Origin of the sequence: Mesorhizobium hawassense (assembly GCF_003289945.1) — a bacterium.
Taxonomy (GTDB): Bacteria; Pseudomonadota; Alphaproteobacteria; order Rhizobiales; family Rhizobiaceae; genus Mesorhizobium; species Mesorhizobium hawassense.
Genome location: NZ_QMBP01000008.1, coordinates 133,602 through 145,911 on the forward strand (window position 1 = coordinate 133,602; position 12,310 = coordinate 145,911).

Consider the following 12,310-nt stretch of genomic DNA (forward strand, 5'->3'; position numbering starts at 1 on the left):
TGTGTCCTTACAGGCCAAGCCCCCGCTTGCGGCCAAAGCTCCAGTTGACACCTCCGCCATCACGGGAGACACCGGAGACATGCTGGCCGAGATGTTTTTCGAGCGAGGGCGTCCAGGGCACGAGTTGAAAGCCAAGGCCGTCGTCGACCATGGCAAAGCGGCCGGAAGCAAGCGACAAGCGCTGGCGATAGATGCCGGCGACATAGGCTCCGCTGGCAGGACGGTTGAACGGTTGTCCGGACTCAGCCGCGAGCTTCGCACCAACCAGTTCGAGTTCCCGGCGGCGCAACGTCTCGATCAGGTTGCTGGTGAAAACGACCCGCGCACCCAAACGCTTCGCAAGGCCTGCGCTGACCAGGTAATCGGCCCGCTGATCCAAAGCCTCATGAACCTCGGCGCCGAAGCCTGTCGCGCTCAAGGCAGCAGGCTCGCGAGCGATGGCCTGCCGGTCGAGCCAGGTCGCTCCCGCTGCCGTGACCTGCTCATGCACATCAATGTCGGAGCGGACGGCGAGTGCAACCCTGCGCCGGCCCCTCTCATCTTCGAAGCTGCGCAATTCGACGATCGACCCTGGCAGGCCGTCCCCGGTTGCCTCCAGATCGCCAAGTCTGATGTGGTGCGTGCGTCCATCGACGCCGTCGACGACCGCATAGGCAGTGCCCCTCAGCTCGTCGTCTAGACCGCGATCAAGCAGCCGCCCGACAATGGGTGTATCGAGGCTTTCGGCGGCCAAGACATAACCGCCCGACCCACGCTCGATCCCGCGCTCGGTCAACGCGCGGTGCATTCGTTTGATGATGTCGCCACGCTCGCCGAGCGCGCGCAGGGTCGTCTCGGCCCTGTCGTCAATCACCCATTGGCCAGGCGCAATCTCATCGGCAAGACCAAGGGCTTTGAGCTTGCGCAGGCGGCCGACCTTCTGCACGTGATACTGGTCGGGCGGCCCTTTGGCACTTGGGGCAAGTTCGATGAAGCCGGGGCGCGCAACGTCGCGGAGCAGCCGACGGTCTAGCTGGGTCCAGCGTTCGGCTTCGATCTGCCGCTGCAGATTGCGGCGGATGTCGAGATCGGAGCGAGGCCCGAGTTCCTGGGTAACGAGATCGGCGGCTCGGGCACGCATCCCTTCCTTGATGTAGTCGCGTGATATGACGAGATCTTGCCCGTCGCCTGTGCGGCCGCGCAGGATGACGTGGATATGGGGATTGTCGGTGTTCCAGTGGTCTGCCGCGACCCAATCGAGCTTCGTGCCGAGATCCTTCTCCATCTGCCCCATCAGGTCGCGGGTGAAGGATTTGAGGTCCGACATCTCCGGCGCATCCTCTGGCGAGACGATGAAGCGTAAATGGTGGCGATCACCATCACAGCGTTCGGCAAACACCTTGACGTTGGCATCATCAGCTTCGGGGCCGAACATGCGGGCCTTTTGCCCGTCACGGGTCACGCCCTCGCGTTGCAGGTAGGAAAGGTGTCCGGCGAGCGGCACGGAACGCGCAGAGTGACGAACGACGCGGGTCTTGATGACCGTGACGCGCGAGCGGCCGGTCAGAAGGCGGTTGGCCTGGATGTTGGCGATCCGGCCCCGGCCGAAGCGCGATCGGTTGCCAGGGCTGATTTGACCGGTGCGGGAGATGCTTCCGCCGGCTTTCTTCGCCGCCGCCAGTGCCTGTGCGATGAACGGCCGCACGGCCTGATCGCGGCTGGAGCGAATGCGACCCGGTCGGATGCGAAGCTCGCGCTCATCGGCCATGCCGTTGTCCCGCAACGTGGAAAAGAGGATGCCGATACAAAGCCTTGGGTATTCGACGCACATTGCGCCGAATGACCGCAATGTGCGCAGAGCACCTGAAAATCCCCAAAAACCAACCGACCGGCCAGCACACAATGTGTGGGCTTTTATCTAGCCATCCCTCGGTTGTTTTGCCTGCCTCTCCCCTCCGCGCACGCCTTGCTACGACAGAGCACGAGACTGTGCGAAAAGCGCTCACGCGGCTCATTGCGCGGGCCTTTCACTTGCTTTGGGCACAAACACGCCGGGTGAGCGAGGTTCGGCGTCAACCAGTCCTTCCTTGGGCACAGACTCTGAACCATCATCGCGGGAACGTCGCAGTTGCAGCAAACGGTCGGTGGGCCGGTCGCCCGGCTGCACAACGAAGAGCGGTGCCTGCTTCCAATTGTGCTGTGTCGGGATTGCCCGACTAACAGCTTCCCCAGCGCGGTCATTGCCGATGGCGGATGTAACAACGGTGACGTAGGCGCGCGTTTCGCGAGGCAGCCGCCTGCCTTGCAGTGAGGCCTCGTAACGTCCGGGGCCGGCATTGTAGGCGGCGATCCAGCCGGGCGATCCGTAGCGGTCGAGCAGCTCGCGGATATAGGCCGAGCCGGCAATGATGTTGTCGTGCGGATCATAGGGATCGCCGCCAAGACCATACCGGACGCGAAGATCGGACCAGGTATCGGGCACTATCTGCATGAGACCCATGGCGCCCTTGCGCGATGTGGCGCGTTGGTCGCCGGCACTTTCGGCGATGAGAACGGCGTGGATCCAGGCGGCCGGAAGCCGAAAGCGCCTCGCCGCTTCCGCGATGTGGACGTCATAGAGTTTGCGCGCCGACGGCAAGACGACTGCTGGGTTCTGCGCCAGGGCGTGCGCGGAGGCCAGGCAGAGGATGCTGAGCCCGCCAAGCAGAACGAGCGTTGTACGCCGGCATTTGCGAGGCGGCGAGGACGCTCCCGGCTGGGGCGTCGGCCGGCGGCGCGCCGACATCACTTGTCCTTCTCTGCGCGGTCACGCGGGCGCGACCATTGCAGGGACCAGTACTTCTTGTCGTCGCCGTTCTGGAACAGATAGGCGCGGATCGGCTGCGCGAAAGTCGGGTCATCTAGTTGCAGCGTTACGAACTCGCCGGCCTTTTCGCTGGAGTGTTTCCAACCGGCGCCAATCGCGGTGCCGTCTTCTGCGCCAGCGTGCACACGATAGTCGGGCGCATTGTCCGCATCGCTCGCTTCCGCCGCGACGATCGCGACTTCGAGGTCAAGGCTGAGCGTGCGGATTCGACCCGAGTACCCGGTCTGATGGCGCATGAACTCTCCGATCTGTGGCATGTTCTGTCTCCTTGCTTTGATGATTGCGGTGACGATCGAACGGCACGCTAGGCGCCGCCGGTGGCGCGCTCACCGCGCTGGCGCACGCCATTGGAAGCGGCCGCCGCCCTGGTCGTCCGTCCACAACGGAACCGCGCGGCCGACGATGTGGTCTGTCGGGAGGAGGCCGAAATAACGTCCGTCGAAGCTGTCGCGAACCTGGCGGTTCATCACGAAAACGGCGCCGACGGGAATGCGACGGCAGCCCTGCCAATCTGGCAGGTCGCGACCAGCGCGATCGCGCTTGAGCGCTTGGCCGACTTCGATGCCGTCAACTGATATGGCCAGCAGATTCCGACACACGGTTTGGCCAGAACCCGCAACGATGTGCTTGAGCAACAGCGCGCCCCTCGGCAGATAGCCGCGCTCGGCAAGCAATGTTGCGAGCGGTTCGGGCGGCGCAACGGCAACGAGATCGGGCGCCGAAAACGGCACGCCGCCATCTATCCGGTACAGGCCGATTGGTGTGCTGGCTGAAGCGTTCCAGATGAACCTTGGCGATACCGCAGTGACTGCCGGATAGAGTGCGGCCGTGGTCGCCAGTGTCGTCGCGAGGGCAATCGCGGACCGGGTCATAGCTGGACCCGCTGACGCAGGACGTAGGCTCGGTGAAGGTCCCAAGTGTAAGCGCGCGGCTCCAGCCCCGCCGTCGATCGGTTGTGGAAGTGTCGCCAGTGATCGGGCGAAACCGCTTCAAGGTTGATGCCGAGTTGCTCGATGCCGTCGATCGCCTGCAGCACCCGCTCCACCTTGGGCCAGCCTTCAGCCTTGAGCAGGATGTCGCCGCCGGGTCGCACGAAAGGCAGCGTCTGATGGGCTTCACCGTTAGCGACCGCGCGAACGATGTCGACGCGGGAAATGATCGTGCCGAAGTCGTTCGCGGCCCAGCGAACGAAGGCGAAGACTGTACCCGGACGAAACGAGACGATGCGCCGGTGGCGGTCGAGCACCTTCTCCTGAGCGACCGAACCGAAGCGTATCCAGTACTCGATCTTCTTCTCGACCCATGTCAGCTCGACGTGAGATAAGCCGTCATCGTCCATCACGCTGAGCAGCGTTCGGTTTGAACGGAAGTCAACGACGGGGCCCATTGGCCGTCTCCTGTTTGCGCAAAGCTTTCCGCTATGCATGTTTGCTGGAGGGGCGCGCGAGTGGCGGTCGGCCGCGCGCTTTGCGCGGCGCAGCCGCAGCTCAGCGCCCGCGCCATCCGGTCGATGCGAGCGCCGCCGGGGGATGACGCTTGGCTGGAAGCACGGAACCGCGCGGGTCCGATGTCGAGGTCATCGCGCCGCGCTCGGCCCAGGCCTGCAGATCCTCGACGGCGTAAACGACGCGGCCGCCAAGTTTGCGGTAGGCCGGACCGGTACCGTAAGTGCGGTGCTTTTCGAGGGTTCGAGAAGACAGGCTGAGGAACGCGGCAGCCTCCTTGGTGCGCAGAAATCGCGGCGGCAAAACGGCTAGATCTGGTCGCATAATCGGGCCTCCATGGGGTTTCGGCGAACCGCTGGCGCTCAGCGGCGGACGACGATCACAGTGGCGGAAAGGTGGCTTCGAAGGGGATGGGGAAGATTGGGGGGCCTGAAATACCCACCCCAGGCGCTAGGACCGCTTGCGATGGCTCAGCAATTGCAGATAACCGCCGGCGATCATGGCTCCGCCACCCTTGACGAGACCGACCACGGTGTCGCGCAAGGATGAGGTTTTCCACGGAGCGGAGGCAACACGCCCCGTCCCATAGAAAGCAGTCGCAATGTCGCGGTAGCTGGCTCCGTTGGTACGACCATCGGCGGCCCGCATCATCAGGCGCAGGCGGCGCCTTTGCTGGATTGTCATTCGCGTGTCGGCAGGCACAGGCCGCTTGTGATAGGCACGCCAGAAACGGACGAGAGCCTCCACCCGTCCGAGCGTGTGCGAATCCAGCGGGATCATGGCAGCCAGGGATCTCTCCGCGTCGCTCCCGGGAAGGAGGAGAAGCTGCGTTGCTATCTCGCCACCATGAACGACATGCGCTCCTTGCGGGCTGTCGCGATGGCCACCGATCCCAACGAGCACCGTAGAGGATTCGGATGACAGGAAATCCGGCGACGGCGCCAAGGTAAGCACCGCAGGATCGGCAAGAGGCGACCACAGAACGTTTTGCGTCAATGCGGACAGGTCAGGCCGGGCCGCGAAATCGCAACCCCCAGCGTCTCTGCACTTCTGTTGGGAACGGTTTCGTTTCTGCTCCCGAGCGCACAAGCGCCAGGTAGTGCCGCTGATAAGAATTTGAGCGGCGTAGACATTCCCAGGCGAGTCCTTCGATTGGCAAGCTGTCAAAGAAGTCGTAGCTGTTATCGTCCCCCCAACGCGACGTGTTTGGCTTCATCGTGTCGGTCCTCATCAAACTGCAAGTCGTGCCTGCATCGATTCCGGGCGATTGGCATTGGCGGAAGACCCTGGATGCACATCGCGTGATGCCTTTTCGGCATCACCGGGGCGACAATGTTGGCTAGGTGTCGGTCTTGCGCAGAAGAAGCCGATAACCGATTCGTGTCATCCAGCGCGCCCGCGCAAGATGGCTGTCGTGAACCTGTCGGGCACGCTGCGGCTCCTCTTTCGGATCGATCCCGAAGAGGATCCTGACCACCTCGCGCCAATCGGCGCCGTCGGCGTCGGCGTCAAACAGGCGCATGTAGAGCTTGATATGGTTACGATCATAATCGGTGAGTTCTTCACCGGTGGGCGCGGTGTCGTCGAACGGCTCGATCATGATTTTCACTCCCAACGCGCGAGACATAAATGAAGTTCTTACAGATGTCGCGGTGGCTGCGGAGGCCGCTTTTCGAGCATCACACGATGCCAAGTCGGCATCGCCAACCACTGCGCACCATCTGGCTTCCGCACGAGGTCCCGCCCGGATGAACCGGGCGGGACCTCTGAAGCCTCCTATTCTGCGTTGCGGCGGCTCGGACGGGACCAGATCAGGCTGTGGGCCTCATCGTCCTCGTCGCTGAAGAGGTTGGCGAAGATCGGGTTGGTGAAGCTCGGATCGTCGAGCTTGAGGCCCAGATAGTCGCGGCCTTCGTTGGACTTTTTGGCCCAGGCGGCGCCGATCTCGGCGCGGCCGACGAAGACCCGGTGGCTGGGGGCGTTCTCGCCGTTGGCGCGGGTTTCGGGGACGATGCGGACGCCGCGGGCCTGAACGCTGAGAGTGACGATTTCGCCAGTGAACTCGTTGTTGCCGGACTTCTTGAAGGTGCCGATGGTAGCCATGATAGTTCTCCTCGATCCTGTCTGTTTCGAGCCGCACCATTGCGGTCTCGATGGTGGTCAAAAGGTCGGAGGCGATTGACGGCGCACCCTTTGGGCCGAAGCGAAGCGGAGGATGGCGCGGGAGCGACTTTGTTGTTGCGCGAGGAATGACGGCGCAGCCGGCAGGGGAAGAAAGTCGCGGAGCGTCGTTGCGTCATAGGCGATCGAGGCGAAGCCGTCCTTCAGACCAGAAACACCAATCGAAGAGACCGCTTCGGTGCTGGACAGAACTGGTTGGGGCCAGGAGACTTTGGCGACCTGCGCCCGATCCGACCCAGCAAAGAAAATTTCACGCGATCGGCTCCCGCCTTCACAAATTGGCCCGAGCCTTTGCGTCGACCAACTCGCGCGCGACGTGATGACTGCGGTATGCGGTTTTTGTCCGCCATCCGCAGAGTGCGCCGGATCATTCGCTGACCTTAAGACGATGCTCGCAGGTGGCCAATCTTAATCGCATCTGTCTCGCCGCCGGTTGCCGGCGCCTCGGCAATGGATGACGGCGTCGGTGATCGTAATCGTTTCTCAAAAGCCCAAACAGGCGGAGCGAAGACGGGCCCCCCGCGCGGATCGGACATCCGAGTTGGACTATGACAATCAGTTGCCTTGGTCTCGAAAACTTGGGCACATGGGTTCGAAGAGGGGAATTCAAAGATCAGCAAGCAGCGCGGCAGGAAACCCGCTCGCGAGTGGATCGGAGCGTTGCTGGAACGCGACTATGCCATGGTGAAGACCGGCAATTGTGACTGCCAACTGACGGTCACCATTACGACGATCCGGTGTCAGCCTCGACGATAAAATCGAGCACCTCTATGCCGGGATGTTCAACATCACCGAGAGCCACCGATGCACCATCGAAGCGGACACCAATGAGATCGGTGGTGAAGAACGATCGTGCCAAATACTGTCGTTCGTGGCTTGTTCTTCAACTTGGCCGAGCCCCGCGAGTATGCGCAAAAGCCTCGATTTTCCACAGCCAAAGGGGTCCCTGGCGGGATTGTCGAGGGACACACCATGAATAACCGGAATAGCACTATAGCTTTTTCTGCGGGGTCAATGGATCCGATGTCATATCTATCCGAAGCGCAATCAACGTTCAAAGACGGAGTTGCCAAGCTGCAGCAGCGGTCAGATTCTCTATGCCCTCACTAATCCGCCCCGCGCGCACCGCCGCGAAGGTTCTCAACCGTTTGGTGCCAGTCCAACGCCCGTCGTCCGCGAAAACCTCGATGGACCCCCGGTCGAGGAAAATGCGCAAGCTCTTTGCCCTTGCTCCGCGTGCCAGATAGCGTGGCGAGGTTCTATCTGCGGACGCCTGGTACAGGATTGCCAAGCCATCCGCGTTCTGCTCGACGCCGAATTCGAGATCGGGGTGCTCGAAATCGATCTTGAAGGCCGAACCGGGTGCCGCGAGTTCAAGCAGGATTTCGACAGCTCCGTCGCCAAGGTCCATGCGCCCGCCATCCTGGAGGGCTTGGGTGTCGAGCATGCCGGAGCGCAGGCTCGTTACAGAATGAACCGGCGGCGTGCACAGAGACCCGCCTCGCAGCACCAGTTGGCGCGGTAGGGTAGCAGCGCTTTGGTAGTCGATCTGTCTCGATATTTCTGCCCAGTTGGCAAGCCAGGCAATGCCAACGACAACATCCCCATCTGAGAAGGCCTGGAAAGCATAGGCATCTGTCCCGAAGTCAAGCTCCTGCTCGAATTCCGGTGTAAAGTTCCTCCCGTCGAACCTGCCGACCGTTGCGGTCGTAAGATTGCGCCGGCCAGTTTCGGCGCAACGGCTGGTCAGGAGCCCGACGATTAGCGCCCAGCGCGTTTCGGAGTGACCCGTGTGCCCGAGCGGAACAAGGCATGGGCATTCGGCCGCTTTCATTCCGAAACGATTCTCCCGGTGGAGAATGCCTAGGAAGTGCCAACCTTTGGCGCCTGCGGGATCGGCGGTTTCGTATAGCAGCACGACGCCGCCTTCTCGGTCGCGGCTGGCGAGCAGCATCTTCCAGCGCCCATCCGGGCCCTTGAACACATAGGGGTCGCGGAAATCACGCGTCAGGTTCAATCCTTCGGGACGCCTCGGCACAATAAGGTCCGCGGGCGCAGCGGCGATTGCGTCCGCCGAAACGGCAGTCCACTGGTTCTGCTCTTCGGGCTCACGGTTCTCCATCTTGTCAGTGAAGAAGACCCGGATTGCCCCGTCTCCCGCCGCAATCGCCGAACCCGAGTAGGCGCCACCGCGCCCGTCCGGGCGCTGCGAAATATCTTCGCTGGGGAACAGGAAGACAGGCAAATGGCGCCAGCGCAGGAAATCGTCCGAAACCGCGTGCCCCCAATGCATGTTGTTCCATCGCTTGCTGTGCGGGTAATGCTGATAGAACAGGTGCGGTTTGCCAGCGAAGCGGCCGAAACCGTTGGGATCGTTCATCCAGCCGAATGGTGGGACGAAGTGATAGAGTGGCGACGGAGAGGGCGGAGCGTTTGTCTCGTTGTGCGTAAGCAGCATGATGCCGTCGGCCATGACAGTGTCGGGCCGGAAGGCATAGACGACGGAGAGAGATGTAGTCTGTGGTTCCCAGGTCAGAACAGCCATTCCGCCTGCTGTCGTATCAAGGACACGAAACGCGAACTCCTCAATATTGTCGGTTTCCGCAGAAGCGACCGCGCGACCATCGAGTGAGAGGTCAAGCCGCGCAGCTCTGCCTGGGACCACCGCCTTCAGCCACACATGCAGCAAGGTTCCAGAATCCAGGAACGCGGTACGTGTGGCAGCTGGTTGTTTCGTCGGTTCATTCATGATTTCAACCTTTGATGACCGATCCGACGAAGGAAATGACGAACCAACGCCGGAAGGCAAAATAGAAGGCGGGATGGGAAACATCATTCGCACCTAGGTGGCCATGCCGCGGCCCCGGAAGAGGATGAAGACATGCTGATGGCCTCGAAAGGGCCGGATCTCGGCCTACATGGTTTCCTATCGGGGCTGCAGGCCGTCAATACGGGCGGCTCCGTTAGGCCTATCCAATGCGGCTTCCACTTACCGGATCGAAGATGTGCAGCGCCGCCGGATCGGCTGACAACCGTACGGTCTGGCCAGGCTTCACGCCGGCGCGGCCCATGGCGAACACGCAGACCTGCTGGTTGTCCAACTTGATATAGAACTGCGTCGACAGGCCCAGCGGCTCGACCACTTCGACCTCGGCCTTGAGCGCGCCGTCATCGGCCAGCCGGATATGTTCCGGCCGCAGCCCGACGGTCAGCTTATCGTCATCCTTCAGCGGTAGGCCATCCGGCAGCCGGAGCCTCTGTCCGTCGGCCAGCACGGCGTCCACCTTGCCGCCCTTCTCGACCGTCGCCGGTAGGAAGTTCATGCCGGGCGAACCGATGAATCCGGCGACGAAAATGTTGGCTGGCCGGTCGTAGAGATCGAGCGGCGCGCCGACCTGCTGAACATAACCGTCATGCATGACGACGATTCGGTCGGCCATGGTCATGGCCTCGATCTGATCGTGCGTGACATAGACGGAAGTGGTCTTGAGTTGCTGGTGCAACGCCTTGATCTCGGCACGCATGTGGACGCGCAGCTTTGCGTCGAGGTTCGAAAGCGGCTCGTCGAAGAGAAACACTTTCGGGTCGCGGACGATGGCGCGGCCCATGGCGACGCGCTGGCGCTGGCCTCCCGACAACTGCCTGGGCAAGCGGCCGAGCAAACTGTCGAGGCCGAGCCGCTTGGCCGCGCTACCCACCCTGCCATCGATCATCGTCTTCTCGGCTTTCTTCAGCATCAGGCTGAAGCCCATGTTCTTCGAGACGTCCATGTGCGGGTAGAGCGCGTAGGACTGGAAGACCATGGCGATGTCCCGGTCCTTGGGCGCGACATCGTTGACCAGGCGCTCACCGATGTGGATCTCCCCGCCGGAGACCTCCTCAAGGCCAGCGATCATACGCAAAAGCGTGGACTTGCCGCAGCCGGACGGGCCGACCAGCACGACGAACTCGCCGTCGGCGATCTCAAGATCGACGCCGTGCAAAATGCGCAGCGACCCATAATCCTTCTCGACATGTTGCAGTGTGACGGAGGCCATCGATTATCCTTTGACAGCGCCAGCGGTGAGGCCGGTGACGAGATAGCGTTGCAGGAAGGCGAAGAAGATGCAGACCGGGATCAGCGCCAGGATGGAGGCCGCCATCATCTGCCCCCAGTCGACGCCGAATTTGCCGATGAAAGTGAGCAGGCCGACGGCGAACGTCTTCTGCTCGTCGCTGGAGATCAGCATCAGCGCAAACAGCAATTCGCTCCAGGCGGCGGTGAAGACGAAGCCGAGCGTGGCGCCCATGCCGGGCAGCGTCAGCGGCACGATCACCCGGCGCATCGCCTGAGCGCGCGTGCAGCCGTCGATCATCGCCGCTTCTTCCAGATCCTTGGGAATGCCGTCGAAGAAAGACTGCATCAGGAAGGTGGCGAAGGCGGTGTTGAAGGCGGTGTAGATGATGATCAGCCCGGTCAGGCTGTTGGTCAGGCCGATCTGGCCCATGATCCGGTAGATCGGCGGGATGACCATGACCAGCGGGAAGGTCTGGGTGAGCAGCAGCAGGATCGCCAGCGTCGCCTTGCCGCGAAAGGTGAAGCGCGACATGGCGTAGCCGGCAAGCGTGGCGATGACTGTCACCAATGCCGCGGTCGATACCGAGACGATGACGCTGTTGAGGAAATAGCGCGGGAAATCGGAGGCCTCGAGCACGGTGACGAAATTCTTGAGCGTCGTCTGCGACGGCCACAGGGTGATGCCCTCGGAGTAGAGCAGGCGCTCGGGCGTCACCGAGATCTTCAACGTCCAGAAGATCGGGAACAGGGCGAAGATCATGTAGGCGGCAATGGCGCCGTAGAGGCCGACGCCGCCGATGATGCGTGAGGAGGTGGAGCGTCCCGCGATCATCAGACGTGCCTCACAAGCGAGCGGCGGATGGCGATCAGCGCGATCGCATAGGCGATGAGAAGGACCAGTAACAGCACGGCAATCGCCGAGGCATAGCCCTTATCCAGCGACTTGAAGGCGCTGACATAGATGTAGACGGGCACGGTGCTGGTGGAGCCCGCTGGGCCGCCTTCGGTCATGACGAAGATCAGGTCGGCGAAAGTGGCGATCCAGATGGTGCGCAGCATGACCGTGATGGCGATGGTCGGCGCCAGGAAAGGCAGCGTCAGCTTGCTGAATCGCTGCCAGGGTGTGGCCCCGTCTATTGCCGCGGCCTCATGCATTTCGGACGGGATCGACTTCAGCGCGGCAAGGAGCGTGATGGCGAAGAAGGGAATGCCGTACCAGACATTGGCGACGATCGGCCCCCACATGGCGGTGGCCGGATCGGAGAGGACGTTGGTCGGCTCGGCCTTCAGGCCAAGCGCGAATAGCCAGTGTGGCAGCGGGCCGATGATCGGGTTGAACAGCCAGGCCCAGGTAAGGCCTGAGAGGAATGACGGAACCGCCCAGGGCAGGAACACCACCGCCTGCACAAGCTTGCGGCCATAGAACGGCTTGTCGAGCAGCAGCGCGAGGCCGAGACCGAGGAAGAATTGGAAGAAGAGGCTGGCGACCGTCCACCACAGCGTGTTGACCAGTGCCTGGCCCAGCACCTGATCCGATAGCATCGCCTGATACTGGCCGAGCCCGACATATTCCGACTTGAAGGCCGAGAATTTGCGGAAGGAATAGCTGATGCCGATGACCAGCGGCACGAGAAGTACCGCGACCAGCAGCACGATCGCCGGGCTGAGATAGAGCCAGGGCTCGACCGTCGCGTAGGAAAGCCGCTTCTTGCGCGGCCTGCCGGCGGATCGGATTTCGGACATTGCATAGGTCATAAGTTCTGGCCCTATGGGTGACGAGTG

At 62.2% G+C, this 12,310-nt stretch carries 14 protein-coding genes; all 14 read right to left on the minus strand.

The window, feature by feature from the left end; translation table 11 throughout:
* Nucleotides 1-7 precede the first annotated feature (7 nt).
* The gene (locus DPM33_RS17930; RefSeq protein WP_112098779.1) at nucleotides 8-1,747 is read right to left on the minus strand and encodes a relaxase/mobilization nuclease domain-containing protein; all 1,740 of its coding nucleotides are present in this window, start codon (nucleotides 1,745-1,747) and stop codon (nucleotides 8-10) included.
* 243 nt (nucleotides 1,748-1,990) lie between these two features.
* Nucleotides 1,991-2,764: a lytic transglycosylase domain-containing protein gene (locus DPM33_RS17935; RefSeq protein ID WP_112098780.1), complete on the minus strand. Its 774-nt coding sequence runs from the start codon at nucleotides 2,762-2,764 to the stop codon at nucleotides 1,991-1,993.
* On the minus strand, nucleotides 2,764-3,102 hold the full coding sequence (locus tag DPM33_RS17940; protein WP_112098781.1) for a DUF736 domain-containing protein: 339 nt from the start codon (nucleotides 3,100-3,102) through the stop codon (nucleotides 2,764-2,766). Before DPM33_RS17940 ends, DPM33_RS17935 begins: the two co-directional genes overlap by 1 nt.
* Before the next feature lie 69 nt (nucleotides 3,103-3,171).
* Entirely contained in the window at nucleotides 3,172-3,717 is a 546-nt protein-coding gene (locus DPM33_RS17945) for a S26 family signal peptidase (RefSeq protein ID WP_112098782.1), read from the minus strand.
* Nucleotides 3,714-4,232, minus strand: a complete 519-nt coding sequence (locus tag DPM33_RS17950; RefSeq protein ID WP_112098783.1) for a DUF2840 domain-containing protein — start codon at nucleotides 4,230-4,232, stop codon at nucleotides 3,714-3,716. Before DPM33_RS17950 ends, DPM33_RS17945 begins: the two co-directional genes overlap by 4 nt.
* A 100-nt stretch (nucleotides 4,233-4,332) precedes the next feature.
* Nucleotides 4,333-4,614, minus strand: a complete 282-nt coding sequence (locus DPM33_RS17955; protein WP_112098784.1) for a helix-turn-helix transcriptional regulator — start codon at nucleotides 4,612-4,614, stop codon at nucleotides 4,333-4,335.
* 126 nt (nucleotides 4,615-4,740) lie between these two features.
* Complete coding sequence (locus tag DPM33_RS17960; protein WP_245442208.1) at nucleotides 4,741-5,070, minus strand: DUF2285 domain-containing protein; 330 nt, start codon at nucleotides 5,068-5,070, stop codon at nucleotides 4,741-4,743.
* A gap of 226 nt (nucleotides 5,071-5,296) precedes the next feature.
* Complete coding sequence (locus DPM33_RS37005) at nucleotides 5,297-5,521, minus strand: transcriptional regulator domain-containing protein (RefSeq protein WP_342634351.1); 225 nt, start codon at nucleotides 5,519-5,521, stop codon at nucleotides 5,297-5,299.
* A 108-nt stretch (nucleotides 5,522-5,629) separates the two neighbouring features.
* Nucleotides 5,630-5,890 carry a DNA -binding domain-containing protein gene (locus DPM33_RS17970; RefSeq protein WP_112098786.1) on the minus strand — a complete coding sequence of 87 codons (261 nt, stop codon included), beginning with the start codon at nucleotides 5,888-5,890 and terminating at the stop codon, nucleotides 5,630-5,632.
* Nucleotides 5,891-6,066: 176 nt separating this feature from the next.
* Entirely contained in the window at nucleotides 6,067-6,393 is a 327-nt protein-coding gene (locus DPM33_RS17975; RefSeq protein WP_112098787.1) for a DUF736 domain-containing protein, read from the minus strand.
* 1,132 nt (nucleotides 6,394-7,525) lie between these two features.
* Nucleotides 7,526-9,220 carry a GH32 C-terminal domain-containing protein gene (locus tag DPM33_RS17985; protein WP_112098788.1) on the minus strand — a complete coding sequence of 565 codons (1,695 nt, stop codon included), beginning with the start codon at nucleotides 9,218-9,220 and terminating at the stop codon, nucleotides 7,526-7,528.
* 220 nt (nucleotides 9,221-9,440) lie between these two features.
* Nucleotides 9,441-10,508 carry an ABC transporter ATP-binding protein gene (locus tag DPM33_RS17990; RefSeq protein ID WP_112098789.1) on the minus strand — a complete coding sequence of 356 codons (1,068 nt, stop codon included), beginning with the start codon at nucleotides 10,506-10,508 and terminating at the stop codon, nucleotides 9,441-9,443.
* 3 nt (nucleotides 10,509-10,511) lie between these two features.
* Complete coding sequence (locus tag DPM33_RS17995) at nucleotides 10,512-11,360, minus strand: carbohydrate ABC transporter permease (RefSeq protein WP_112098790.1); 849 nt, start codon at nucleotides 11,358-11,360, stop codon at nucleotides 10,512-10,514.
* Nucleotides 11,360-12,283, minus strand: coding sequence for a carbohydrate ABC transporter permease (locus DPM33_RS18000; protein WP_112098791.1), 924 nt, complete (start codon nucleotides 12,281-12,283; stop codon nucleotides 11,360-11,362). The genes DPM33_RS17995 and DPM33_RS18000 overlap by 1 nt, the downstream gene beginning before the upstream one ends.
* Between the last annotated feature and the right edge of the window lie 27 nt (nucleotides 12,284-12,310).